The 24,392-nt window shown below is 64.2% G+C and carries 23 protein-coding genes and 1 tRNA gene; 18 read left to right on the plus strand and 6 right to left on the minus strand.

The annotated features are described in order from the left end of the window. Positions 1-28 precede the first annotated feature (28 nt). From EBS11_RS08345 to gabD, 14 genes are all read left to right on the plus strand, one after another. Complete coding sequence (locus tag EBS11_RS08345) at positions 29-796, plus strand: SDR family oxidoreductase (RefSeq protein WP_290601975.1); 768 nt, start codon at positions 29-31, stop codon at positions 794-796. Next, positions 793-2,577, plus strand: a complete 1,785-nt coding sequence (locus EBS11_RS08350) for an IlvD/Edd family dehydratase (protein ID WP_290601976.1) — start codon at positions 793-795, stop codon at positions 2,575-2,577. The genes EBS11_RS08345 and EBS11_RS08350 overlap by 4 nt, the downstream gene beginning before the upstream one ends. Before the next feature lie 68 nt (positions 2,578-2,645). Further along, on the plus strand, positions 2,646-3,647 hold the full coding sequence (gene xylF, locus EBS11_RS08355; protein ID WP_290601978.1) for a D-xylose ABC transporter substrate-binding protein: 1,002 nt from the start codon (positions 2,646-2,648) through the stop codon (positions 3,645-3,647). A gap of 111 nt (positions 3,648-3,758) precedes the next feature. Beyond that, positions 3,759-5,342: a D-xylose ABC transporter ATP-binding protein gene (gene xylG / locus EBS11_RS08360; RefSeq protein ID WP_290601979.1), complete on the plus strand. Its 1,584-nt coding sequence runs from the start codon at positions 3,759-3,761 to the stop codon at positions 5,340-5,342. Continuing rightward, positions 5,339-6,481 (plus strand): sugar ABC transporter permease, encoded by a 1,143-nt coding sequence (locus EBS11_RS08365; RefSeq protein ID WP_290601981.1) that lies wholly within the window; start codon positions 5,339-5,341, stop codon positions 6,479-6,481. The genes xylG and EBS11_RS08365 overlap by 4 nt, the downstream gene beginning before the upstream one ends. A gap of 67 nt (positions 6,482-6,548) precedes the next feature. Beyond that, a complete protein-coding gene (locus EBS11_RS08370; protein WP_290601983.1) occupies positions 6,549-7,730 on the plus strand; it encodes a DNA-binding transcriptional regulator in 1,182 nt (393 codons plus the stop codon). Next, a complete protein-coding gene (locus tag EBS11_RS08375) occupies positions 7,727-8,509 on the plus strand; it encodes a hypothetical protein (RefSeq protein WP_290601985.1) in 783 nt (260 codons plus the stop codon). The genes EBS11_RS08370 and EBS11_RS08375 overlap by 4 nt, the downstream gene beginning before the upstream one ends. A gap of 81 nt (positions 8,510-8,590) precedes the next feature. Beyond that, the gene (locus tag EBS11_RS08380) at positions 8,591-9,604 is read left to right on the plus strand and encodes a 2-dehydro-3-deoxygalactonokinase (RefSeq protein ID WP_290601986.1); all 1,014 of its coding nucleotides are present in this window, start codon (positions 8,591-8,593) and stop codon (positions 9,602-9,604) included. Beyond that, on the plus strand, positions 9,601-11,331 hold the full coding sequence (gene araD / locus EBS11_RS08385; RefSeq protein ID WP_290601987.1) for an L-arabinonate dehydratase: 1,731 nt from the start codon (positions 9,601-9,603) through the stop codon (positions 11,329-11,331). The genes EBS11_RS08380 and araD overlap by 4 nt, the downstream gene beginning before the upstream one ends. A gap of 22 nt (positions 11,332-11,353) precedes the next feature. Further along, positions 11,354-12,247, plus strand: a complete 894-nt coding sequence (locus tag EBS11_RS08390) for an SMP-30/gluconolactonase/LRE family protein (RefSeq protein ID WP_290601989.1) — start codon at positions 11,354-11,356, stop codon at positions 12,245-12,247. A gap of 12 nt (positions 12,248-12,259) precedes the next feature. Then, positions 12,260-12,913, plus strand: a complete 654-nt coding sequence (locus EBS11_RS08395) for a bifunctional 2-keto-4-hydroxyglutarate aldolase/2-keto-3-deoxy-6-phosphogluconate aldolase (RefSeq protein WP_290601990.1) — start codon at positions 12,260-12,262, stop codon at positions 12,911-12,913. Between the two features lie 65 nt (positions 12,914-12,978). Continuing rightward, entirely contained in the window at positions 12,979-13,401 is a 423-nt protein-coding gene (locus tag EBS11_RS08400) for a CoA-binding protein (protein ID WP_290601992.1), read from the plus strand. Next, a complete protein-coding gene (locus EBS11_RS08405) occupies positions 13,398-14,240 on the plus strand; it encodes a PPK2 family polyphosphate kinase (protein ID WP_290601994.1) in 843 nt (280 codons plus the stop codon). Before EBS11_RS08400 ends, EBS11_RS08405 begins: the two co-directional genes overlap by 4 nt. Before the next feature lie 92 nt (positions 14,241-14,332). Next, positions 14,333-15,787 carry an NADP-dependent succinate-semialdehyde dehydrogenase gene (gene gabD, locus EBS11_RS08410; RefSeq protein WP_290601996.1) on the plus strand — a complete coding sequence of 485 codons (1,455 nt, stop codon included), beginning with the start codon at positions 14,333-14,335 and terminating at the stop codon, positions 15,785-15,787. Positions 15,788-15,944: 157 nt separating this feature from the next. Here the strand turns inward: gabD and EBS11_RS08415 are convergent, their stop codons facing one another. Then, the gene (locus EBS11_RS08415; RefSeq protein WP_290601998.1) at positions 15,945-17,063 is read right to left on the minus strand and encodes a poly(3-hydroxybutyrate) depolymerase; all 1,119 of its coding nucleotides are present in this window, start codon (positions 17,061-17,063) and stop codon (positions 15,945-15,947) included. A gap of 175 nt (positions 17,064-17,238) precedes the next feature. Here EBS11_RS08415 and EBS11_RS08420 point away from each other — a divergent pair, with 175 nt between their 5' ends. Together EBS11_RS08420 and EBS11_RS08425 are read left to right on the plus strand one after the other, a co-directional pair. Next, entirely contained in the window at positions 17,239-17,832 is a 594-nt protein-coding gene (locus tag EBS11_RS08420; protein ID WP_290602000.1) for a glutathione peroxidase, read from the plus strand. A gap of 122 nt (positions 17,833-17,954) precedes the next feature. Next, positions 17,955-18,314 carry a DUF1428 domain-containing protein gene (locus tag EBS11_RS08425; RefSeq protein ID WP_290602002.1) on the plus strand — a complete coding sequence of 120 codons (360 nt, stop codon included), beginning with the start codon at positions 17,955-17,957 and terminating at the stop codon, positions 18,312-18,314. An 84-nt stretch (positions 18,315-18,398) separates the two neighbouring features. On the opposite strand, the gene pabB is transcribed toward EBS11_RS08425, so the two are convergent. From pabB to EBS11_RS08440, 3 genes are all read right to left on the minus strand, one after another. Further along, entirely contained in the window at positions 18,399-20,243 is a 1,845-nt protein-coding gene (pabB, locus tag EBS11_RS08430; protein ID WP_290602003.1) for an aminodeoxychorismate synthase component I, read from the minus strand. Between the two features lie 21 nt (positions 20,244-20,264). Next, positions 20,265-20,840, minus strand: a complete 576-nt coding sequence (gene slmA, locus EBS11_RS08435; RefSeq protein WP_076564812.1) for a nucleoid occlusion factor SlmA — start codon at positions 20,838-20,840, stop codon at positions 20,265-20,267. A 103-nt stretch (positions 20,841-20,943) separates the two neighbouring features. Continuing rightward, positions 20,944-21,678 (minus strand): pyrimidine 5'-nucleotidase, encoded by a 735-nt coding sequence (locus EBS11_RS08440; protein ID WP_290602004.1) that lies wholly within the window; start codon positions 21,676-21,678, stop codon positions 20,944-20,946. A 90-nt stretch (positions 21,679-21,768) separates the two neighbouring features. Here EBS11_RS08440 and EBS11_RS08445 point away from each other — a divergent pair, with 90 nt between their 5' ends. Then, the gene (locus EBS11_RS08445) at positions 21,769-22,638 is read left to right on the plus strand and encodes a TraB/GumN family protein (RefSeq protein ID WP_290602005.1); all 870 of its coding nucleotides are present in this window, start codon (positions 21,769-21,771) and stop codon (positions 22,636-22,638) included. Positions 22,639-22,905: 267 nt separating this feature from the next. Here EBS11_RS08445 and EBS11_RS08450 read toward each other — a convergent pair. Then, positions 22,906-22,980 (minus strand) — tRNA-Thr (locus tag EBS11_RS08450). Positions 22,981-23,045: 65 nt separating this feature from the next. Next, entirely contained in the window at positions 23,046-23,939 is an 894-nt protein-coding gene (gene argB, locus EBS11_RS08455) for an acetylglutamate kinase (RefSeq protein WP_010393729.1), read from the minus strand. 231 nt (positions 23,940-24,170) lie between these two features. Here argB and EBS11_RS08460 point away from each other — a divergent pair, with 231 nt between their 5' ends. Further along, positions 24,171-24,374 (plus strand): cysteine-rich CWC family protein, encoded by a 204-nt coding sequence (locus EBS11_RS08460; RefSeq protein ID WP_290602006.1) that lies wholly within the window; start codon positions 24,171-24,173, stop codon positions 24,372-24,374. Positions 24,375-24,392 lie beyond the last annotated feature (18 nt).

A 24,392-nucleotide genomic window follows, 5' to 3' on the forward strand; every position in this document is an offset into this window, starting at 1 on the left:
TTTCCTCATTCCCATAACGAGAGACACCATGCAGCATGCAACTTACCCCAGCCTGGCCAACAAGCGCGTCGTCATCACGGGCGGCGGCACCGGCATCGGCGTGGCCATCGTCGAGGCATTCGCGCGCCAGGGCGCCCACGTCACTTTTCTCGACATCGCCCGCGAGGCGTCGCTGGCGCTGCAGGAAAAGCTGGCGCACCTGCCGCAGCCGCCCGTTTTCCGCTACTGCGACCTGACGGATCTCGATGCACTGGCCGCCACCTTTGCCGACATCGGCAGCAGCGGTGGCGCCACCGATATCCTCGTCAACAACGCGGCCAACGACGACCGCCACCAGCTGCAGGATGTCACGCCAGCCTACTGGGACGAACGCATCGCCGTCAACCTGCGCCACCAGTATTTCTGCGCCCAGGCTGTGGCGCCGTCCATGCGCGCGCTGGGCAGCGGCGTGATCCTCAACCTGGGCTCGATTTCCTGGCACCTGGCGCAGGCCAACCTGTCGATCTACATGACGGCCAAGGCGGGCATCGAAGGTTTGACGCATGGCCTGGCGCGCGACTTGGGCGGCGATGGCATCCGCGTCAATTGCATCATTCCCGGCGCCGTGCGCACGCCGCGTCAGGAGCGTCTGTGGCATACGCCGGAAGCGGAAGCCATCATCCTGCAGGGCCAGTGCCTGCAGGTGCGCGTGGAACCGGATGACGTGGCGGCGCTGGCGCTGTTCCTGGCGTCCGACAACGCGGCCAAGTGCACGGGCCGCGAATATTTCGTCGACGCGGGATGGTACGGCGCATGAGCGGCACGACGACACCGGCGCGGCGTTTCCGCTCTCAGGACTGGTTCGACAATCCTGAGCACATCGACATGACGGCGCTGTACCTGGAGCGCTTCATGAACTACGGCATCACGGCCGAGGAACTGCGTTCGGGCCGGCCCATCATCGGCATCGCGCAAAGCGGCAGCGACATCAGCCCGTGCAACCGCATCCACCTGGAACTGGCCCAGCGCGTGCGCGACGGCATCCGCGACGCGGGCGGCATCCCGATGGAATTCCCGCTGCATCCGATCTTCGAGAACTGTCGCCGTCCCACTGCCGCGCTGGACCGCAACCTGGCCTATTTGGGCCTGGTGGAGATCCTGCACGGCTACCCGATCGACGCCGTGGTGCTGACGACGGGCTGTGACAAGACGACGCCGGCCCAATTGATGGCCGCCGCCACGGTGGACATTCCCGCCATCGTGCTGTCGGGCGGCCCCATGCTCGACGGCTGGATGGACGGCGAACTGGTGGGTTCCGGTGCGGCCATCTGGAAAGGCCGCCGCCAGCTGGCCGCCGGCGCCATCGACAACGATAAATTCCTGCAGATCGCCGCCGCCTCGGCGCCGTCGGCCGGCCACTGCAACACCATGGGCACGGCGTCGACCATGAATGCGCTGGCCGAGGCGCTGGGCATGTCCCTGACGGGCTGCTCGGCGATTCCCGCACCCTACCGGGAACGTGGGCAGATCGCCTACGCCACGGGACAGCGCATCGTCGGCATGGCGCATGAGGATATGCGCCCGTCCAGCATCCTCACGCGCGAGGCGTTTCTGGACGCGATCATCGTCAACGCGGCCATCGGCGGCTCGACCAATGCGCAGCCGCATCTGATGGCCATGGCGCGCCACGCGGGTGTGGACCTGCACTCCAGTGACTGGATGGCACATGGCTACGACGTGCCGCTGCTGCTGAACATGCAGCCGGCCGGGAAATACCTGGGCGAGCGCTTCCACCGCGCCGGCGGTGTGCCGGCCGTCATGTGGGAGCTACAAGAAGCGGGCTTGCTGCACACGGACCGCCTGACAGTCACGGGACTGAGCATGGCAGCCAACCTGCAAGGCCGCGAAAGCGCGGACCGCGAGATGATCCTTCCGTTTGCCGCGCCATTGAAGGACAAGGCGGGTTTCCTGGCCCTGCAGGGCAATCTGTTCGACTTTGCCATCATGAAGACCAGCGTGATCTCGCCCGCCTTCCGCGAGCGCTACCTGTCGCGTCCCGGCTATGAGGGCGTGTTCGAGGCGCGCGCCATTGTGTTCGATGGCTCGGCCGACTACCACGCGCGCATCAACGATCCCGCCCTGCAGATCGACGACGGCTGCATGCTGGTGATGCGCGGCGTGGGACCCGTGGGCTGGCCCGGCTCGGCCGAAGTGGTCAACATGCAGCCACCCGACGCCTTGCTCAAGGCCGGCATCCTGAACCTGCCCACCCTGGGCGACGGGCGCCAGTCGGGCACCTCGGACAGCCCGTCGATCCTGAACGCGTCGCCGGAAAGCGCCGTCGGCGGCGGCCTGGCCCTGCTGCGCACGGGCGACATCATCCGCGTGGACTTGAACGGCGGCCGCTGCGACATGCTGGTCGACAGCGTTGAGCTGGCGCGCCGCGCGCAGGAACTGCCGCCCCCCGTCAATGAGAGTTCTACGCCGTGGCAGGAGATCTACCGCGCCAGCGTGGGCCAGCTGGAGACGGGCGCCTGCATGGAGCTGGCGCTGAAATACCGGGCCGTGGGGCAGACCCTGCCGCGCCACAATCACTAGTTTATTTGTTGTCCGTTGTACCCGCAGTTAGAAAACGTCGTTAATAAAATCCAACAAGGAGACACGTAATGAACAAGATCATCAGTGCAGCCATCATGACCGCCATGCTGGCGCTGACCAGCAGCGCCGCCCTGGCCGACGCGAAGAACCCGAAGATCGGTTTTTCCATCGACGATTTGCGCGTGGAGCGCTGGACGCGCGACCGCGATTTCTTCATCGCCGCGGCCGAAAAGCAGGGCGCCAAGGTCTTCGTGCAATCGGCGGACGCCAGCGAGCAGCGCCAGATTTCGCAGATCGAAAACCTGATTTCGCGCGGCGTGGACGTGCTGGTGATCGTGCCGTTCAATGCGACGGTCCTCAACAACACCATCAAGGAAGCGAAAAAGGCCGGCATCAAGGTGCTGTCGTATGACCGTTTGATCCTGGGCGCCGATATCGACGCCTACATCTCGTTCGACAACGAAAAAGTGGGCGAGATGCAGGCCGAAGGCGTCGTCAAGCTGCAGCCGAAGGGCAATTACTACCTGCTGGGCGGCGCGCCGACGGACAACAACGCGAAGATGCTGCGCGAAGGCCAGATGAAGGTATTGAAGCCGTACATCGACAAGGGCGACATCAAGGTCGTCGGCCAGCAGTGGGTGAAGGACTGGAGCGCCACGGAAGCCCTGTCCATCGTGGAAAATGCGCTGACGGCGAATAACAACAAGATCGACGCCATCGTCGCCTCGAACGACGGCACGGCCGGCGGCGCCATTCAGGCACTGGCCGCGCAAAAGCTGGCGGGCAAGGTGCCCGTTTCGGGCCAGGACGCCGACCTGGCGGCAGTGAAACGCGTGATCGCCGGCACGCAGGCGATGACCGTCTACAAGCCGCTGAAAACCATCGCTGCCGAAGCGGCCAGGCTGGCGGTGCAACTGGCGCGCAATGAAAAGCCGGCCTACAACTCCAGCTATGACAACGGCCTGAAAAAGGTCAGCACCGTGCTGCTCAAACCAACGCCCTTGACCAAGGCGAATGTCAACATTCTCGTCGATGACGGTTTCTATACCAAGGCGCAGCTGGGCAATTAAGAGCTGGGGTCAGACCCGCCGGGGGAGTACGCCCCAATGGGACGTACTCCGATCCCGCAGGGACTGACCCCTGATTTCTGTTGATCAGCAACTACCGCAACGAGAGCAAGAATGTCCGACTATCTGCTTGAAATGAAAGGCATCGTCAAACAGTTTGGCGGTGTGCGCGCGCTCGATGGCATCGACCTGCAGGTGCGGGCCGGCGAGTGCATCGGCCTGTGCGGCGAAAATGGCGCCGGCAAATCGACCCTGATGAAGGTGCTGTCCGGCGTCTACCCGCATGGCAGCTGGGAAGGCGAGATTTTGTGGGAAGGCCAGCCCTTGCGCGCCCAGTCCATCCGCGATACGGAGGATGCGGGCATCATCATCATCCACCAGGAACTGATGCTGGTGCCGCAGCTGTCCGTGGCCGAGAATATCTTCATGGGCCGCGAGATCACCTTGCCCGGCGGGCGCATGCACTATACCGCCATGTACCAGCGCGCCGACGAATTGCTGCGAGAATTGAAGATTCCGCAGCTGAACGTGGCGCTGCCCGTGATGAATTACGGCGGCGGCCACCAGCAGCTGGTGGAAATCGCCAAGGCGCTCAACAAGAATGCGCGCCTGCTGATCCTCGACGAACCCTCGTCGTCCCTGACGGCGTCGGAAATCGCCGTGCTGCTCGACATCCTGCGCGCGCTGAAGGCGCGCGGTGTCACCTGCATCTACATTTCGCACAAGCTCGATGAAGTGGCCGCCATCTGCGACACCATCGTCGTCATCCGCGATGGCAAGCATATCGCCACCACGCCGATGGCGCAGATGAACGTGGAGCGCATCATCGCGCAGATGGTGGGCCGCGAAATGAGCCAGCTGTATCCGCAGCGCGCAGCGGGAAACAATGCGTCGGCGGCCATCGGCGAGGTGCTGTTCGAGGCGCGCCACGTGACGTGCATCGACGCGGACAACCCGCAGCGCAAGCGGGTCGACGATGTGTCGTTCACCCTGCGCAAGGGGGAGATCCTCGGCATCGCCGGCCTGGTGGGGGCGGGGCGCACGGAGCTCGTCTCCGCCCTGTTCGGCGCCTACCAGGGGCCGTGCCAGGCCGAGGTGTGGCTCGACGGCCGCCGCATCGATACCGGCACGCCGCAAAAGGCCATCGCCATGGGCCTGGCCATGGTGCCGGAAGACCGCAAGCACCACGGCATCGTGCCCGACTTGGATGTGGGGCAGAACATTACCCTGGCCGTGCTGGCGGAGTTTGCGCGCGCCACGCGCATCGATGGCGAAGCGGAATTGACTGCCGTGCGCGGCGAGATCGCCCAGCTGGAGCTGAAGACGGCCAGCCCGTCGCTGCCGATCACGAGCCTGTCGGGCGGCAACCAGCAAAAGGCCGTGCTGGCCAAGATGCTGCTGACGCGCCCGCGCGTGCTGATCCTCGACGAACCCACGCGCGGCGTGGACGTGGGTGCCAAATACGAAATCTACAAATTGATGCTGGCGCTGGCCGACCGGGGCGTGGCCATCATCATGGTCTCGTCGGAACTGGCCGAAGTGCTGGGCGTGTCCGACCGCGTGCTGGTGATGGGCGAAGGCCGGCTGCGCGGCGACTTCATCAACGATGGCCTGAGCCAGGAAACCGTGCTGGCGGCGGCGCTGTCCCAGCATCCGGTGCCTGCCGCCACCACCGCACACAAGGAACCCGTCGCATGAACACCCCTAGCGTGAAACAGTTATTTACCCAGTATAAAATGCTGGCCCTCCTGATCGCCGTGGCGCTGATCTGGGCCTTCTTTTCGTGGAAGACGGAGGGCAGTTTCCTCACGCCGCGCAACCTGTCGAATCTGTTGCGCCAGATGTCCGTGACGGGCATCCTCGCCTGCGGCATGGTGCTGGTGATTATCGCCGGCGAGATCGACCTGTCCATCGGCTCGCTGCTGGGGCTATTGGGCGGCATCGCCGCCGTGCTGGACGTGACGCAGCACTGGCCGCTGGCGCTGAACCTGGCGGCCGTGCTGGGCTGCGGCCTGGTGATCGGCCTCTTGAATGGCTACCTGACGGCGTACCGGGGCATTCCGTCCTTCATCGTCGGCCTGGGCGGCATGCTGGCCTACCGGGGCATTTTGCTGGGCATCACGGGCGGCATCACCATCGCGCCCGTCTCCGAGCCGCTGGTCTACCTGGGGCAGGGTTACCTGCCCGCGCTGCCCGGCATCGCGCTGGGCATCGGCCTGTTCCTGCTGGCCGCCTTCCTCACATGGCGCGCGCGCGCCAGCCGCGCGCAGCATGGCTTGCCGCAGACGGCCGCTTGGCTCGATGGCCTGCGCGTGATCGTCATCGGTGCCGTGCTGTATGCCTTCGTGCAGACCCTGAACGGCTATGAAGGCATCCCGCTGCCCGTGCTGCTGTTGCTGGCGTTGCTGGGCCTGTTCAGCTACATCACCAGCCAGACCGTGTTTGGCCGGCGTATCTACGCCGTCGGCAGCAATATGGAGGCGACGCGCCTGTCCGGCATCAACGTGAAAGCCGTCAAGCTGTGGATCTTCGGCATCATGGGCCTGATGTGCGCCCTGGCTGGCTTAATCAACACGGGCCGGCTGGCGGCCGGTTCGCCCTCGGCCGGCACCTTCAGCGAACTCGATGCGATCGCCGCCTGTTTCATCGGCGGCACGTCGATGCGCGGCGGCTCGGGCACCGTGTACGGGGCGCTGATCGGCGCGCTGGTGATGGCCAGCCTGGATAACGGCATGTCCATGCTGGACGTGGATACCTACTGGCAGATGATCGTGAAAGGCAGTATTCTGACCCTTGCCGTCTGGGTGGATGTCAGCACCAGAGCGGGACGCAGGTAAGACCGATGCGTGACCGGCAGCCAGGGATGAATATACGTCCCGGCCGCCACATGGAGGAGACACCAGCATGAAGTTACCGACCGCGCATCGCATCGCGCTGCTGTTCAACGGGAACAAGATCTATGACCGCGACATCATCGCGGGCGTCGCCGCCTACCTGAACACCACGCGCGTGTCGTGGGATCTGTTCCTAGAAGAGGATTTTCGCTGTCGCCTGCCCGGCATCGAGCGCTGGCAGGGTGACGGCATCATTGCCGACTTCGACGATCCCGCCGTGTGCGCGGCGCTGGCGCACAGCCGCGTGCCCGTGGTCGCCGTGGGCGGCTCGTATGCGCGCGAAGACGCCTACCCGGCCGGCATTCCCTACGTGGCCACGGATAATTTCAAGATCGTCAAGCTGGCCTACGACCACCTGGTGGAGGCGGGCCTGACACGCTTTGCCTGTTTCAGCTTGCCCGAGGCGGATGTCAACCGCTGGGCGCAGGAGCGCGAAACGGCGTTTTGCGCGCTGATGCAGCGCGACCACCTGCCTGCCGACGTGTACCGCGGCGTCGCCACCAGCGCGCCCTCGTGGGACGAGGCGGTGGAGCAGCAGATCGCCTGGCTCAACAGCCTGGAAAAACCCGTCGGCATCATCGCCGTCAGCGATGCGCGCGCGCGTCAGCTGCTGCAGGCCTGCATGCACGCGGGGATCGCCGTGCCGGAGCAAGTGGCCCTGATCGGCATCGACAACGACCCGCTGGCGCGCATGCTCACGCGCATACCCCTGAGTTCCGTCATCCAGGGCACGGAGGAAATGGGCCGCACGGCGGCGCATCTGCTGCACCAGATGCTCAATGGCGCGCGCCTGTCCGGCACGCGCATCCTCGTGCCGCCGGCCGGCCTGAACGTGCTCGCCTCCACGCGCCACCAGCCCTTCCAGCATCCGCAGGTGATGCAGGCGCGCCATTTCATCCGCCAGTACGCCTGCCAGGGCATCAAGACGGAGCAGGTGGCCGATTACGTGGGCGTGTCGCGCTCCTCGCTGGAAGCGCACTTCCGCCACGAACTGGGACGCAGCGTGCACGACGAAATCCTGCATTTCAAGCTTGATGCGGCCAAGACCCTGCTGGTGCGCGAACCGGGCCAGGTGGCCGACGTGGCCGTGCGCTGCGGCTTTACGACGGTGCAGTACATGCATGCTGTCTTCAAGCGCGAACTCGGTTGCACGCCGCGCGAATTCCAGCAGCGCAGCCGCCCGCCCCCATGACGACTTTTACCTTGTACAACGCGCGCGGCATGCGCGTGGTGATCGATAGCCATGACGCCAGCCTGCAAGCCTGGTGGGCGCCCGACCGCTATGGCCGCATGGCCGACGTGCTGGCAGTCACCGCACCCCTCGCGCCATCGCTGGCGGGCTGGCAGGGGCAGATGCCGGACGAAGGCAGCTTGTTGCTGCACTGGTCGCGCGATGGCTTGTCGGCGCGCCTGCTGTACCGCCTTGGCGACGATGGCAGCCTGCACCTCGCTTGCGAGGCCACGGCCGATGCCGTGTCGCGGCTGCAGCTTCCCGCACCGTGGTTCAATCTGCACGGCCGGAACACGAACGTGGCCGACCATGTACTGCGTCTGGTGGCCGGCCGCTGCCGTCCCGCAGGGCGGTTGACGGAGGAGCCATGCGATGTGGCGGGAAGCGCCCTGGATTTTCGCCAGCCCGCGCCCATGGGCACCCGTCTGGGATGGCCGTCGCTGGCGGGGGCGGCCGGTTTCGACCACGATTTTTACTGCGCCGATGGCGGTCCGTCACGCGAGGCAGGCACGGAGGCGGCGCGCGTCGCCGATCCGGCATCGGGCCGGGTCTTGCGTGTTTCCACCACGCAGAACGGCTTGCACTTGCGCTCCGATGCGGGCGGTTTTTGCTGTGCCGCGCAGGCCCTGGAACTGCTGCCCGGCCAGTGTGCGCGGCTGGCGTTGAGCTACCGTTTGGGCGTGCAGGATATCGATGATTTTGACATATCCGAACCGGTATCAATGATGTTAAATAAGTGATTGGTCAGATATGCGGGGCAGTTCTACCATGAGGTAGTTTTTCCCCTTTTTTTCTTTCTTACCGACGCTGCGAACCTGCCCATGAATATAGTCACCATCGATGCCGGCACCACCAACACGCGTACCCTCTTATGGCGGGACGGCGCCGTGCTGGCCCAGGCGCAGCAGGAAACGGGCGTGCGCAATACGGCCATCGATGGCCATAACGGCGCGCTGAAACAGGCGCTGCGCGAGACCATCGCCGCCGTGCTGGCCAATGCCGGTATCGCGCCGGCGGACGTGCACTTGGCGCTGGCGTCGGGCATGATCAGTTCACCCATGGGCTTGCAGGAAGTGCCGCATTTGCCGGCGCCGGCCGGCCTGGCGCAGCTGGCGCAAGGCATGCAGGCGGTGGTCATGCCCGATGTGCTGGCGCAGCCCCTGTGGCTGATTCCCGGCGTGCGCAACCAGCACGGCGCCATCGGCCTGCATAACGTCGAAGCGATGGACATGATGCGCGGCGAAGAGACGGAAGTCATCGGCTTGCTGGAGCGGCTGCAGCTGCATGGTGCGGCCACCATCATCGTGCCCGGTTCGCACACGAAACTGATCAGTGTGGACGAGCAGCGCCGCATCCTCGGTTGCAGCACCACCATCGCCGGCGAACTGCTGCAGGCGATTTCGCAGCATACGCTGATCAAGCAATCGGTCGAGGGCGGCTTTGCGCAGACCCTGGTGCCGAAAATGCTGCTGGCAGGCGCCGCCGCCGCGCAAAAAACGGGACTGGCGCGCGCCTGCTTCAGCGTGCGCACGCTAGGCCAGTTCAGCGCCGTCGACTGCAATGAACGGGCCAATTTCCTGATGGGCGCCGTGCTCAGTGGCGACTTGCTGGCGCTGCGCAACAGCACGGCCATCCAGATGCGCCCCGATACGCCGCTCGTCATCGCCGGCAAGCCGATGCTGCGCCAGGCGCTGTCGCTGCTGATCGAGGAGCAGGGTTTCTTTTACGGCAAGCGCATCGTTGTCGACGACCGCCAGCAGGAGTATCTGGCGGGCCATGGCGCGCTGCTGATCGCCGCCGCACGCGGCCTGATTCCCCGCCAGGAGGCAGCATGAGCGAATTGAAAGCTAAGCGTCCCTTGCGCTCGCAGGCGTGGTTCGGCGGCGATGACAAGGACAGTTTCATCCACCGCAGCTGGATGAAAAACCAGGGTTATCCCAGCGACGCCTTCGATGGCCGTCCCGTCATCGGCATCTGCAATACCTGGTCCGAGCTGACGCCCTGCAATGGCCATTTCCGCGACCTGGCCGAGATGGTCAAGCGCGGCGTGCTGGAAGCGGGCGGCTTTCCCGTCGAGTTTCCCGTGATGTCGCTGGGCGAAACGAATCTGCGGCCCACGGCCATGCTCTTCCGTAACCTGGCCAGCATGGACGTGGAAGAATCGATCCGCGCCAACCCCATCGACGGCGTGGTGCTGCTGACGGGTTGCGACAAGACGACGCCGGCGCTGCTGATGGGCGCGGCCAGCGTGGACTTGCCCACCATCGTGCTGTCCGGCGGCCCCATGCTGAATGGAAATTACCGCGGCCAGCCCATCGGCTCGGGCACGGATGTGTGGAAGTTTTCCGAGGACGTGCGTGCCGGCCGCATGACCTCAAACGAATTCAAGCAGGCCGAATCGTGCATGTCGCGTTCCGCCGGCCACTGCATGACCATGGGCACGGCGTCCACCATGGCCAGCATGGTCGAAGCGCTGGGCGTGACCTTGCCAGGCAACGCGGCCATTCCCGCCGTCGATGCGCGCCGCAAGCTGCAGGCGCAATTGACGGGCCGGCGCATCGTCGGCATGGTGCATGAAGACCTGAAATTGTCGCAGATACTGACCCGGGCAGCGTTTGAAAACGCCATCATGGTCAATGGCGCCATCGGCGGCTCGACCAATGCGGTGATCCACCTGCTGGCCATCGCCGGGCGCATCGGCGTGGACATGCGCCTGGGCGACTGGGACCGCCTGGGGCGCGACATTCCGTGCCTGCTGAACCTGATGCCGTCGGGGCAGTACCTGATGGAAGACTTTTATTATGCGGGCGGCTTGCCCGTCATCCTGCGCGACTTGCTGGGCAAGCTGCATGGCGAGGCCTTGACGGTGACGGGCGCCACCCTGGCCGTCAACGTGGCGGAAGCGGAAAACTTCAACCCGCAGGTAATCACGCCGCTGGCGCAGCCATTCAAGGAAGAGGGCGGCATCGCCGTCCTGCACGGCAACCTGGCGCCGCGCGGCGCCGTCATCAAGCCGTCGGCCGCCACGCCCGCCCTGATGCAGCACCGGGGCCGCGCCGTCGTCTTCAACAGCATCGAGCACTATAAAAAACGCATCGACGATCCGGCGCTCGATATCGACGCCAGCTGCGTAATGGTGCTGCAAAACTGCGGCCCGCAAGGTTATCCCGGTATGGCGGAAGTGGGCAACATGGGACTGCCGAAAAAACTGCTGGAGCAGGGCGTGCGCGACATGGTGCGCATCTCGGATGCGCGCATGAGCGGCACGGCATACGGCACCGTGGTGCTGCACGTGGCGCCGGAAGCGGCCGTGGGCGGGCCGCTGGCCCTGGTGCGCGACGGCGACATGATCGAACTGGACGTGGAAGGCCGGCGTTTGCACCTGGACGTCGACGAGGCGGAACTGGCGCGCCGCCGCGCGCAGTGGACGGCGCCGCAGCAGGCCATGAAAGGCGGCTACCAGTCGATGTACATTAAGCACGTGACGCAGGCTGACGAAGGCGCGGACCTGGACTTTCTCGTCGGCTGCCGCGGCTCCGCAGTGCCGCGCGAATCGCATTGAACGAAAAATAAAGAGGAAAAAAATGGGGACACAGGCCCAATTACTGGTCGACGCGCAAAATTTTCTCGGCGAGGGCGTGCGCTGGTGCGAACGCAGCGGCCGGGTTTTCTGGACGAATATCGAGGGCTGCCAGCTGCATGCGCTGGAGCTGGCCTCGGGGGCGCGCCAGACGTGGGACATGCCCGAACGCCTGGCCTGTTTCGCGCAGACGGACAGCGACGATATTCTGCTGCTGGGACTCGCCTCGCGCCTGGCGTGGTTTGACGTACACAGCGGGGCCGTCATGCCCTTGCACACGGTGGAGGGTGAGCTGCCCATGACGCGCCTGAACGATGGCCGCTGCGACCGCCAGGGACGCTTTGTCTTCGGTACGCTCGACGAGCGTCCTTGCCGCGACGCCATCGCCAGTTTTTACCGCCTCAACCTGGATCTGAGCCTGGAGCGCCTGCCGCTGCCGGCGATCGCCATCTCGAACAGCATCTGCTTCAGCGTCGATGGTACGGTCATGTACTTTTGCGACTCGATGAAGAAGGCCATTTACCGCTGGGACGATTACCTCGGGGGTGATGTCAGCAAGGTGAGGGTCTTTGCCGTGCTCGATTCTGGCCCGGGAGCGGCCGATGGCGCCACCATCGATGCCCGCGACCACCTGTGGAGCGCGCAGTGGGGCGCCGGCAAGGTGCTGCGCTTCGCGCCCGATGGCAGCATCGAGCGCACGGTGCAGCTGCCCGTGTCGCAGCCCAGCTGCGTGAGCCTGGGCGGTGCCGCGTTTGACGAATTGTTCATCACCACGGCGCAGGAAAGCCTGGCGCCGGCGCAGCTGGCGGCCGAACCTTTGGCCGGTGGCCTGTTCCATGCGCGCCAGCCGGGCGTGCGCGGCTTGCCGGAAGTGCGCTTCGGCGCCCTGCCGGCCTGAGAGGAGAAAAACATGGACAAGCACACGGTTTTCCAGGGCATCCTCGAACGGGGCATGGTGGGCATCGTGCGCGCCGACACGCCCGAAGCGGCCTTGCAGATCGCCGAGGCGTGCATCGCTGGCGGCGTCACGGCGCTGGAAGTGGCGTTTACCACGCCCGACACCCTGGGCGTGCTGCGCGCCCTGCGCGAGCGCCATGGCAACGGCGTGCTGCTGGGCGCGGGCACGGTGCTCGATGGCGAGACGGCGCGTGCGGCCATCCTGGCTGGTGCCCAGTTCATCATCTCGCCCGGTGTCAATGTGGATACCATTACGCTGTGCCAGCGCTATCAGGTGCTGGCCATGTCGGGCGCCATGACGCCGACGGAAATCGTCACGGCCCTGCAGGCGGGCGCCGACATCGTCAAGGTCTTCCCCGCCGAGATGTTCGGCCCGGCCTACATCAAGGCCCTGCGCGCCCCGCTGCCGCAGGCGCCCTTGATGCCGACGGGCGGCGTGACGGTGGAAAACCTGGCCGAGTGGTTCGCCAGCGGCGCCGTCGCCGTGGGCATCGGCAGCAGCCTGAGTGGCCCGGGCGCCAAGGGCGACTATGCTGCCGTGACGGCGCGTGCGCAAGCCTTCGTGGCGCAGATGGCGGCGATACGCGCGGCTAAGTCTTCTGGCTAGCTCCCACGGTGGGCTAATTCTGCTACGCTAGACGGGCAATGTCGCACGCCTGACCATAGAAAAATATGTCCAACATCGCCCGCATCCTGCAAGAGAGCCATATCATCGCCATCGTCGGCATGTCCGACAAGCCGGAACGCGCCAGCCACGAGGTGGCCGATTACCTGCTGCAGCATGGCTACCGCGTGCTGCCCGTCAATCCAGCCCTGGCCGGCAAGGAAGTGCTGGGCCAGCGTGCCTATGCCACCCTGACGGAGGCGGCTGCGGCGGTAGCGCCCGCGCGCATCGACATCGTTGATTGCTTCCGCAAGTCCGAGGATATCCTGCCCATCGCCGAGGAAGCCATCGCCGTCAAGGCGGGCTGCCTGTGGCTGCAGCTGGACGTCATCAACGAGGCGGCGGCGCAGCTGGCGCGGACGGCAGGGCTGGAGGTGGTGATGGACCACTGCACGAAAATCGAGCACCGCAAGCTGGCGGTGACGGCATGAAGGCGCGCACGCAATTCCGGGCTGGCAAGGGCTATGCGCTGGACGAGGATTTCGCCGGCAAGCGCCTGCTGGGCGCTGCCACCAAGGCGGCCAACAAGAAGCTGACGGCGGCCCAGTGCAAGGCGCTGGACCGCGAGGAAACCGTGGCGCTGACGGCGCAGATCGCCGAGTGCCAGAGCATGTTGTACGCGCAGCACAAGAAAAAGGTCTTGCTGGTATTGCAGGGCATGGATACCTCGGGCAAGGACGGCACCGTCAAGGCGATCTTCAGCAATATCAACCCGATGGGCATCCGCGCCGTGGCCTTCAAGGGCCCGACCGACATCGAACTGGCGCACGACTACCTGTGGCGCGTGCACCAGCACGTGCCCGTGAAGGGCGAGATCGCCATCTTCAACCGCAGCCATTACGAGGATGTGCTGATCACGCGCGTGCAGGACATGATCGACAAGCCGGAATGCCAGCGCCGCTATGCGCAGATCCGCGATTTCGAGCGCATGCTGAGCGAAACGGGCACCGTCATCCTGAAAGTCTTCCTGCATATTTCCAAGGACGAGCAGCGTGGGCGGCTGCAGGAACGGCTCGATGATCCCGACCGCCAGTGGAAGTTCGATCCGAACGATATCGCCCAGCGCAAGAAGTGGGAAGCTTACCAGCGCGCCTATGAAACAGCCATCCGCGAGACGGACGCCGACCACGCGCCGTGGTACGTGGTGCCGTCCAATTCCAAGACCCAGCGCAACCTGGTGGTGGCGACTCTGCTGCTGGAAACCCTGCAGGGCATGAAGCTCGCGTATCCGCCGCCGGACCCGAAGCTGTCGTCGTTCAAGGTCGAGTAAATACACGGGCGATTCGGCCGTGCGCCTGCGGAATCGGCCGCGCTGTGGCATAGTATCTCCCGTCGATAATTCAAACCAGACCGGAGATCCATATGCTGCAGTTGAAAGATCCTACCTTGTTGCGTCACCAGGCTTACCTGAATGGAGCCTGGGTCGATGCCGACGGTGGCCAGACGATTAATGTGAGCAATCCCGCCACGGGCGAGCATATCGGCACGGTGCCCCTGATGGGCGCGACCGAGACGCGCCGCGCCATCGAAGCGGCCAATGCGGCCTGGCCCGCCTGGCGCAAGAAGACGGCCAAGGAGCGCGCTTCCGTGCTGCGCCGCTGGCACGACCTGATCCTGGAAAACGCCGACGACCTGGCGCTGATCATGACCACCGAGCAGGGCAAGCCCCTGCCGGAAGCGAAGGGCGAAGTGCAGTTCGGCGCCTCGTTCATCGAGTGGTTTGCCGAGGAAGGCAAGCGCGTCTCGGGCGACACCCTGCAGTCGCCATGGCCGGACCGCCGCCTCGTCATCACCAAGGAACCGATCGGCGTGTGCGCCGCCATCACGCCGTGGAATTTCCCGGCCGCGATGATCACGCGCAAGGTAGGCCCGGCCCTGGCCGCCGGCTGCCCGATGGTCCTGAAACCTGCCGAAGCGACGCCGTTTTCCGCGCTGGCGCTGGCCGTGCTGGCCGAGCGCGCGGGCGTGCCTGCCGGCGTGTTCAGCATCGTCACGGGTGCGCCGAAGGACATCGGCGGCGAAATGACGTCGAACCCCATCGTGCGCAAGCTGACCTTTACGGGCTCGACCCAGGTGGGCCGTCTGCTGGCCGAACAGTGCGCGCCGACGATCAAGAAGCTGTCGCTGGAACTGGGCGGCAATGCGCCGTTCATCGTCTTTGACGACGCCGATCTGGATGCGGCAGTGGAAGGCGCCATCGCCTCGAAATACCGCAACGCGGGCCAAACCTGCGTGTGCGCCAACCGCCTGTACGTGCAGGACAGCGTGTATGAAGCGTTCGCCGAAAAACTGGTGGCGGCCGTGGCCAAGCTGAAGGTCGGCAATGGCATCGAGGCGGGCGTCACGCAAGGCCCGCTGATCGACGACAAGGCCGTCGCCAAGGTGGAAGAGCACGTGGCCGACGCGCTGGGCAAGGGCGGCCGCCTGCTGGCCGGCGGCAAGCGCCATGCGCTGGGCAACGGCTTCTTCGAGCCGACCATCATCGCCGACGTGACGAACGACATGCGCGTGGCCACCGAAGAAACCTTCGGCCCGCTGGCGCCGCTGTTCCGCTTCAAGACCGACGATGAAGTGATCGCCCTGGCCAACAACACCGAATTCGGCCTGGCCGCCTATTTCTATTCGCGCGACATCGGCCGCATCTGGCGCGTGGCCGAAGGCCTGGAAACGGGCATGGTCGGCGTCAACACGGGCCTGATCTCGAACGAGATCGCGCCCTTCGGCGGCGTCAAGCAGTCTGGCCTGGGCCGCGAAGGGTCGACCTACGGTATCGAGGACTACCTGGTCATCAAGTACATCTGCATGGGCGGTATCTAGGATGCTTGATTAAATCTACTGCGCGGCGCGCTTTCCCGCCTGCGATGCGCGCTGCCTCGGCGGCCCCGTACTCAGTACAGCTGCGCTTCTTAGCCAGATGGGGGCGCCGAGCCTCGTTGCCGCTCGCTACGATTTCCTCAAGCATCCGTGACGTCTGTTATCGACGGCTGTTGCGAGCCGATCCTAACCTGTCCAGCATGCCCTTGACCGCTTCCATCTGTGTGCCGCTCTTGCGGTAAAAATCCGGGTCGATGGGGTTGACGCTGGTGTAGCCCCAGAAATCCCAGCAGCCTTTCGGGTTGTAGGGATAGATGGGGCTCGGCTCGGCCTGCGGATACAGTACGATGATCTTGTTGGCATCGGCCACCTGGTTGTAGCCGGTGCGAGTGTAGAAGCGGTCGCCGATGGCCTGCGTCGTTTGCAGGCAGCCGTGGAACACCACGTGCACGCGACAGCTCTCGCTGTCGCAGGCTTTCGGGATGTAGGCGTAGCCCGTATTGTTCATGCTGGAGTAGGAGTTCTGGATGAAGCTGCGCTGGTTGAAGGCGATCACCTTGCCCGTCAGGGTGCCGGACGACGGCTGCAGATCCGGATACAGGTGTTGCAGGATATCGCGCGCCTGTACGTAGTCGCAATCGTTGATGAATGGCGACTCCGTCACGGCGCATGGCTTGTCGGCGTTGCTGTCCGTCAGGATGGCGTGGCCTGCGCCGACATTCTCGACGAAGCGGATCTGCGCCGCCGGCGTGCCCGCCAGCTGATAGAACTGGCTCACCTGTTCCACCACCGGTCGCGTCACGGTGCGGTCTTTCGTCCCGCTGAACAGATACACGCGCTGGCGTTTCAGGTTGGCCGTATCGTCGATCAGGCTGGCACGTGCGAAATCGTTCGCCGCACGCAGCAATTCGCTGGCCACGGGCGGCGCCACCTGCGACTCGCCCGGGTTCATGCAGGTCGTCAGGGCATTCGTCAGATACGGAATGTAGGGAAAACGGCCCGGCTGGCCCGAGCAGAAATACGGCCCGCCCGCGATGATGCCGGCGCCGGCGACGGTGGCCGAATAGGCGACGGCGAACTGCGCCGCCATGAAACCGCCCGATGACAGGCCGGAAACGGTGGTCTGGCGCAAGTCGGCCAGGTAGCCGGGCAGGGCGGGAGCATCTTTGGTGGCGGCGGCCTTGACGGCCGTGGCGGCATGGGCGCCGGCCGGTGCCAGGATCAGCAGGCTGGCGGCCAGCAAGGCGGCGGGGAATGCGGTCAGGTGCGGGAAGGGCATGGCAACTCCACAGGACATGGGCAGGAAGGACGAGCATAGGTAAAAAAACTGTGCGCTGGGCAAGTACTGCACTAGCCTTGATGTCGCTCAAGTCCTTACCGTTGTTGTTGCTCTCATACGCACTTATGGTGTTTGGCATAAAATGGTTTTTTTCTTTTCGACCATGGTGCCCTTCATGTCCAAGACCCTTGTCCAGCTGTTCGCGCTGACCACCCTTGCCGCCAGTGCCAGCCTGGCCGTCGTGCCGGCCCATGCTGCCGATGCCACTGCCAGCGCCGCGCCGGCAGCCTGTCCCGCCATCCTCAAGCAGACCTTCAACCGCCTGCAGGACGAAGCGCCGCAAAACCTGTGCCAGTACGCTGGCAAGGTCGTACTGGTGGTCAACACGGCCAGTTATTGCGGTTTTACCAATCAGTACGAAGGGTTGGAAGCACTGTACGCCAAGTACGGCAGCAAGGGCCTGGTAGTGCTGGGTTTCCCGTCCAACGATTTCGGCAAGCAGGAGCCGGGTAACAGCAAGGAAATCGCCGATTTTTGCTACAACACCTATGGCGTGAAGTTTCCCATGTTCGCCAAATCGGTGGTGTCCGGCCCTACGCCGAACCCGCTGTACGTGAACCTGATCAAGGAGACGGGCAAGACGCCGGCCTGGAATTTCCATAAATACCTGATCGACCGCCACGGCAAGGTCGTGGAAAGCTTCCCCAGCAAGGTGACGCCGGATGACAAGAAACTCGTGGGCGCGGTGGAAAAAGCGCTGGCGATGTAAGGAAGAAGCAGGCTTGCGGGCCTGCTTTTTTTAAAGCCGCGCTTGTCGTCTTGCCATGCTTGTCCTAAGCTGGTGGTTCGCGTTTGTCAAAATTTGTCAAAACAACCATCAAGGAGAACATCATGGCGTATGTGGATGGATTTGTGGTGCCCGTGCCGAAAGCCAAGCTCGATGCCTATCTGGCCATGTCGCGCAGCTGCGGCGCCGTCTGGCGCGAATATGGCGCGCTGGAGTTTCGCGAATGCGTGGGCGACGATGTCAAGCCGGGCAAGCTGACCTCGTTTCCGCAGGCGGTAGACCTGCAGGACGGCGAAGTCGTGGTGTTCTCCTGGATCGTGTACGAATCGCGCGCCAAGCGCGATGAAGTCAACGACAAGGTCATGAAGGATCCCCGCCTGGCTGACATGATGGACCCTGCCAAGCTGCCGTTCGATGGCAAGCGGATGATTTATGGCGGCTATGAAATGCAGGTGGATCTCTAGCGGTTGAAACAGTCCATGGCGGCGTTGCAGTGTCTCGTCGTGCGGCTGCACTGCCGTCGACACTGTACCTTGCCCTGAATGGTTTCAGGTGCTGGCGATAAGATGTGCCGGCAATGCGCCGCGCAGCGCATTGCACACGACGATGGATTCTGCCCGCGCCAGCATGGCGCGCGTGATGATGGTTTCCTGTGCGTTCCAGGCGGGATCGGCCAGCATGACGGCGCGCTGCACGCCGGGCAGCAGGCCGCAGGACAGGGGCGGCGTATGCCAGCGGCCGTCCAGCCGGACGAAGACGTTGCTGCGCCCGCCTTCCGTCAATTCGCCCCGTTCGTTAAAGAACAGCATGTCGAAGGCACCCTGCGCTTCGGCGGCGCGCCAGGCCGCATCGTAGCGCGTGCGCACGCTGCTCTTGTGGCGCAGGAACAGGTCGTCCGCCGTGGTGGCGTCTTCCGCCAGCATGACTTTCACGGTGTCCGGCAAGGCGGTCAGGGCGCCGCTTTGCACGCTGAACTGGCCGTCCTGGCGCAGCGCCAGGCGCAGGCGGAAAGGGACGTCGTCGGGACGCGCCGCGCATGCGGCCTGCAGGGCGGCGCGGGCGGCCTTGTCATCCCAGCGAAAGCCGAAGTAGGCGCTGGACGCGGCCAGGCGCGCCAGGTGGCGTTCCTGCTGGCGGCAGCCATCGGCACGGCTGGCGTGCAGGGTTTCGAACAGCTCGAAGTCGTTGCTCAAGCCTGTGAGGAAGCGCGCCTTGAGCTGGCATTCCGCGAATTCATCGGGCGGATCGCTGTCCAGGACGATGCCGGCGCCCACGCCCATTTCGCCGCGCCGCACGCCGTTCGCCCCTGTCGCTTGCAAGGCCAGGGTGCGAATCGGCACGGACATGCAGAAGTCGCCCACTGGGTGGGCAGGGCCGGCGGCCGGCGGATCGAACCAGCCGATGGCGCCCGTGTAGATGCCGCGTGGCGCCGGCTCCAGTTCGGCGATGATTTCCATGGTGCGCCGTTTCGGCGCGCCCGTGATCGAGCCGCACGGGTACAGGGCCTGGAAGATGTCCGCCAGGCTGGCGTCATCGCGCAGACGCGCCTGCACGGTAGACGTCATCTGCAGTACGCTGCTGTAGCGCGTCACCTGGAACAGTGCCGGCACCTTGACGGAGCCCGTCACGGCGATGCGGCCGATGTCGTTGCGCAGCAGGTCGACGATCATCAGGTTTTCCGCGCGGTTTTTGGGGTCCTGTGCCAGGGCGCTGGCGCGGCGCGCGTTTTCTTCCACCTGTTCTGCAGGGGCGGCTGGCGCCGTGCCCTTCATGGGGCGCGCCGTCAGTTCGCCCTGCGCATGGCGCACGAACAATTCGGGCGACAGCGACAGCAGGGCGCCGCCATCGGGCAGCATCACCAGCGCGCCGTAGGGCACGGGCTGGCGCGCGCGCAGCCGCGCATACAGGGCAAGGGGCGAGCCGAAGGCGTCGAAGCGCAGGCGGTACGTATAGTTGACCTGGTAAGTGTCGCCGGCCACGATGTAGTCGTGGATGCGGTTGAGGGCGCGCGTAAATGCGGCCAGGTCGACATTCGCGCGGATAGCGGCCACGCCGGCCGGCGTGGCGGTCACTGGCGCGTGCTCCTCCAGCCACTGCGCCACGGCGTTCTGCGACAGGTGGGTGCACTGCTCGAAGACGAGCACCTGCGCCAGTGGCGGCGCGTCGGCCGTAGCGCCGCGCGGCGGCATGGCCAGCAGGTGCGCCCCCAGTTCGTAGCTGCACACGCTGACGGCGTACTGGCCGCGTTCCAGGGCGCCTTGCAGCCCTTCCAGCAAGGCTGGCCACGACTCCCCCCCGGTGCACTGCAAGACCGTCGCCAGGCCCGTGTACAGGCGCGAGCCGGCGCCGGGCGTGCTGGCGTCGTCGAGCAGGGCGAAACAGTCGGTAGGCATGGGGACAGCGACGGCGGTGCTTTATCCCAGCAGCATGGCGATTTGCAGCGCCGCTTCCTGGGAGGGATTGATCTTGAAGCCGCTCTTGGCGTAGCGGTGCCAGCGTCCGATGACGAAGCTGACGATCAGGGTGGCGCGCGCCGCCACTTCGCTTTCCTTGCCATGGCCTTCCGTGGCCGCCACGCGCAAGGCCTGCTTGAGCGCCAGTTCCACGCGGTCGTAGAACTGGTTCATGCGCACTTGCAGGCGCTCGTCCTCATTGACCAGCGCATCGCCGATCAGCACGCGCGTCATGCCCGGATTGCTGATGGCGAAGTTGAGCAGCATGCCGATGATGTCGCGCGTCTGCGTCATGCCGTCGCTGTGCTTTTCCGCGATCTGATTGATCAGGCCGAAGACGCTCGACTCGATGAATTCGATCAGTCCCTCGAACATTTGCGCCTTGCTGGCGAAATGGCGGTACAGGGCCGCTTCCGAGACGGCCAGTCTGGCGGCCAGTGCGGCCGTGGTGATCTTTTCGCCTTTCGGCTGCTCCAGCATTGCGGCGAGGGCCTGAAGAATTTGTAGCCTGCGTTGGCCCGGCGGTGTGCTTGCCATATTTTCTCTTGTCGTTAAAAAAAATGCTGCCTTGATGGGGAGTGCCAAAACCGCCGCTAGCGGTGCGGCTTCCGATGTCAACCGGAGGCCAAGGAGTTCCCCTTCAACGCAGGCGGTGAAGGCGGCGTGCCAAATGCCGGACAGATTTTACTTTGACATCGACGTAAGCGGGGCGATTTAACGCCTTGGGCAGCTTTGCCACGCCGATGGGATCGGCCATTTTCAAATATTGCGTGACCCAGGCCGTGCGCAAGCCCAGTCTTTTCGCGCCCTTCAGGTTGGCCAGGGTGTCTTCCACCAGAATGCAGCGGCTGGGCCGGATCTGGTGCTTGCGCATCAGTTTGCGCAGCATCAGGGTCGAAGGCTTAGGCCGCAGCTGGCGGTGCACCTGCATCGCTTCGATGGCGATGTGGTGTGAAAAATGCTGGCGCAGGCCCAGGTGGCGCATCACGTCGCTCGAATAGCGCAGCGGCGCATTGGTGAGTAAAATTTTACGGCCAGGCAGGCGCTTGAGTAAAGACCCCAGTCCCCGCTCGGCGCGTATCATGGCGCGCAAATCGTCGAACGCATGCGTCTCGTGCAGGAAATGCGCGGCCTGCACCTGGTGGTGCTTGACCATGCCCAGCAAGGTGGCGCCATAGCGACGCCAGTAGGCTGCGCGCGCCGCGTTGACGATGGCGTCGTCGGCCGGCGTCACGCCGTCGCCCAGCACGCGGGCAATATAGGTGTTCATATTGGCCGTGATGGTGGGAAAGATGGCGTGCGAGGCATTGTGCAGCGTGTTGTCGAGGTCAAACAGCCAGACCGGCGACGAGCGGTTAAGATGGGACACAGGCACAGGAGTCTTTGCTAGCGAGATAAGATGAAAAATTCAACAATCAGGAAAACCATGCGACGCCAGATTATAGTGATGTTTTGCGGATTATTCTTGCTGCCCTTGCAGGCAGCCCGCGCCGAAGCACCGCCCGTGACGCAAAACCGGGGTGCCCTGTTCAAGGTGCAGGATGCCAGCCACACCCTGTATTTGTTCGGCACCATCCATGTTGGTGCACCCGATTTTTATCCGCTCGAACCGACGGTGACGCGGGCCTTGCAGGGTGCCGGGGCGCTGGCGCTGGAGATCGATCCGGGCGCCGATCCGCGCACGGCCATGCGCGCCGTGCTGAAATACGGCATGGAGGCACCGGGCAGCAAGGTACCGTCAGATTGCCGCCAGACCCTGGCGCCGCGCCTGGCGCCGCTGTTGCAAAAATACGGCATCGCGCCCGAAGCGGTGGTGCCGATGAAGCCGTGGATGCTGGCCAGTGTGCTGGCTATCGGCGAATTTTCCACCCTCGGCTACCGCTCCGACCTGGCGGTCGATAATTATCTGTCGCAGCAGGCCAAGGCGCACAAGATCCCCGTGGTGGAACTTGAATCGATGGAGGGCCAAATGGCGCTGTTCGGCGCCATGTCGCCGGCTGACCAGTGCCGCTTCCTGGAGGACGGCGTGGCCTCGATCGAAGACCAGGAGCAAAGCCAGGAAGCGCGCGAAATCGCCGATGCGTGGCGTAACGCCGACGCGGCCGCCTTCGACAAGCTGGCGGCGAAGGCGGCGACAGACCCCTCGTTCGCCGCGCAGTTCGTGCAAAAGGTGTTGTTAGATGGCCGCAACCCGGCCCTGGCCGATGGCATCGCCCGCCTGCTGGCGCGCGAGCAGTCCAGCCTGGCCGCCATTGGTGTACTGCATCTGGTCGGGGCGAAAAGCGTGCCGGATTTATTGCGTCAGAAGGGCTTGAAGGTCGAGCGGCTTTATTGAACTGCAGAAGGGATGACGGTAGCTCAGCCGCGTAAAACACGCGGCTGAGCAGATGGAAAAATGTTCAGGGCAAGGCGGACTGACGAAGACAGTACGCAAGTACGGCGAGGAAGGACAACGCCGCCATGGACATTTTTTCTATGGGGAGACGACGGCAGAGTAGAAGAAAAGTGTTCAGGGCAAGGCGTCGAGCCGAAGACAGTACGCATGTACGGCGAGGCGAGACAACGCGGCCATGGACATTTTTCAGATACGGGGATAAATCGATGGTGCCCTTGACGTGGATCGAACACGTGGCCTCTCCCTTACCAAGGGAGTGCTCTACCACTGAGCTACAAGGGCAAATTAAAAGCGGCGCCAGGTGATCTGCGCCGCCAAACTACTCGCTGTGATGCGTTGCGATTTTTTTAGTGCGAACGGATCATAGTACCAAAAGCCTGCTCGGTCAACACTTCCAGCAATAATGAGTGTTCGATGCGGCCATCGATGATGTGCACCGTGTTCACGCCGGACTTGGCGGCGTCGAGCGCGGAGGAGATCTTCGGCAGCATGCCGCCCGAGATCGTGCCATCGGCGAACATCTCGTCGATTTCGCGTGCCGACAGGTCGGTCACCAGGTTGCCCTGCTTGTCCTGGACGCCGGCGATGTTGGTCATCATGATCAGCTTTTCCGCCTTCAGGATTTCCGCGATCTTGCCCGCCACCACGTCGGCGTTGATATTGTAGGCCTGGCCATCCTGGCCGAAACCGATTGGCGAGATGATGGGAATGAAGGCGTCGTCCTGCAGCGCCTTGACGACGGCAGGGTTGATCGCGTCGATCTCGCCGACGAAGCCGATGTCGAGGAATTCGCCCGGATGTTCGCGGTCCGGCATCTGCATCTTGCGCGCGCGGATCAAGCCGCCATCCTTGCCCGTCAGGCCGACTGCCTGGCCGCCGTAATGGTTGATCAGCATGACGATATCCTGCTGCACTTCACCGCCCAGCACCCACTCCACCACTTCCATGGTTTCTTCATCGGTGATGCGCATGCCTTGCACGAAAGTGCCTTGCTTGCCGATTTTTTTCAGCGCGTTGTCGATTTGCGGGCCGCCGCCGTGCACCACGACGGGGTTCATGCCGACCAGCTTGAGCAGGATGACGTCGCGCGCGAAGCCATGCTTCAGGCGTTCGTCCGTCATGGCATTGCCACCGTATTTGATGACGATGGTCTTGCCGTGGAAATTGCGAATGTATGGCAGGGCCTCGGCCAGAATCTGCGCCTTGATTTGCGGCGACACCGCCGTCAAGTCGTCATTCATGTCCAGGTTCAAGTTAGCTAGTTGATTCATGGCGAGTCCGGAAAATAGATTTGTGAGATTTTACAGGGAAGAAGAAAATCCTGGAGGCATTATAGGGCGATCTTGTTGTATTTTCCCTGATGATCCTATAGTCTGGCCCGATATGTCCCCCAGCCAGCCCTTTTACTGCCCGTTACATCTGCGTCGCATCCCGGCGCAGCATGACACACACTTGCCAATTCAAACACAGCCATGAGCCAGTGCAGCCTGTGCGGCGCCACCTTCCAGTGTGGCCAGCTTGACCCGGACGCCACCACCCCGTGCTGGTGCGCGGCCTTGCCGCCGGCCGTCCCCGTACCCGGTAGCACTACCGTGGCTTGCTGGTGTCCCACCTGCCTGCAAGCCCATATCGCCACCATGGCATCCCCTGAAAAAGCCCCAACAGCGGCCAAATAGGCGCTTTGGCAGGCAATT

The organism is Janthinobacterium sp., assembly GCF_009923995.1.
Classification (GTDB): domain Bacteria; phylum Pseudomonadota; class Gammaproteobacteria; order Burkholderiales; family Burkholderiaceae_D; genus Janthinobacterium.

Coding starts and splice junctions, on each gene's coding strand:
- EBS11_RS08345 (WP_290601975.1), top strand. CDS start 29: ATGCAGCATGCAACTTACCCCAGCCTGGCCAACAAGCGCGTCGTCATC.
- EBS11_RS08350 (WP_290601976.1), top strand. CDS start 793: ATGAGCGGCACGACGACACCGGCGCGGCGTTTCCGCTCTCAGGACTGG.
- xylF (WP_290601978.1), top strand. CDS start 2,646: ATGAACAAGATCATCAGTGCAGCCATCATGACCGCCATGCTGGCGCTG.
- xylG (WP_290601979.1), top strand. CDS start 3,759: ATGTCCGACTATCTGCTTGAAATGAAAGGCATCGTCAAACAGTTTGGC.
- EBS11_RS08365 (WP_290601981.1), top strand. CDS start 5,339: ATGAACACCCCTAGCGTGAAACAGTTATTTACCCAGTATAAAATGCTG.
- EBS11_RS08370 (WP_290601983.1), top strand. CDS start 6,549: ATGAAGTTACCGACCGCGCATCGCATCGCGCTGCTGTTCAACGGGAAC.
- EBS11_RS08375 (WP_290601985.1), top strand. CDS start 7,727: ATGACGACTTTTACCTTGTACAACGCGCGCGGCATGCGCGTGGTGATC.
- EBS11_RS08380 (WP_290601986.1), top strand. CDS start 8,591: ATGAATATAGTCACCATCGATGCCGGCACCACCAACACGCGTACCCTC.
- araD (WP_290601987.1), top strand. CDS start 9,601: ATGAGCGAATTGAAAGCTAAGCGTCCCTTGCGCTCGCAGGCGTGGTTC.
- EBS11_RS08390 (WP_290601989.1), top strand. CDS start 11,354: ATGGGGACACAGGCCCAATTACTGGTCGACGCGCAAAATTTTCTCGGC.
- EBS11_RS08395 (WP_290601990.1), top strand. CDS start 12,260: ATGGACAAGCACACGGTTTTCCAGGGCATCCTCGAACGGGGCATGGTG.
- EBS11_RS08400 (WP_290601992.1), top strand. CDS start 12,979: ATGTCCAACATCGCCCGCATCCTGCAAGAGAGCCATATCATCGCCATC.
- EBS11_RS08405 (WP_290601994.1), top strand. CDS start 13,398: ATGAAGGCGCGCACGCAATTCCGGGCTGGCAAGGGCTATGCGCTGGAC.
- gabD (WP_290601996.1), top strand. CDS start 14,333: ATGCTGCAGTTGAAAGATCCTACCTTGTTGCGTCACCAGGCTTACCTG.
- EBS11_RS08415 (WP_290601998.1), bottom strand. CDS start 17,063: ATGCCCTTCCCGCACCTGACCGCATTCCCCGCCGCCTTGCTGGCCGCC.
- EBS11_RS08420 (WP_290602000.1), top strand. CDS start 17,239: ATGTCCAAGACCCTTGTCCAGCTGTTCGCGCTGACCACCCTTGCCGCC.
- EBS11_RS08425 (WP_290602002.1), top strand. CDS start 17,955: ATGGCGTATGTGGATGGATTTGTGGTGCCCGTGCCGAAAGCCAAGCTC.
- pabB (WP_290602003.1), bottom strand. CDS start 20,243: ATGCCTACCGACTGTTTCGCCCTGCTCGACGACGCCAGCACGCCCGGC.
- slmA (WP_076564812.1), bottom strand. CDS start 20,840: ATGGCAAGCACACCGCCGGGCCAACGCAGGCTACAAATTCTTCAGGCC.
- argB (WP_010393729.1), bottom strand. CDS start 23,939: ATGAATGACGACTTGACGGCGGTGTCGCCGCAAATCAAGGCGCAGATT.
- EBS11_RS08460 (WP_290602006.1), top strand. CDS start 24,171: ATGAGCCAGTGCAGCCTGTGCGGCGCCACCTTCCAGTGTGGCCAGCTT.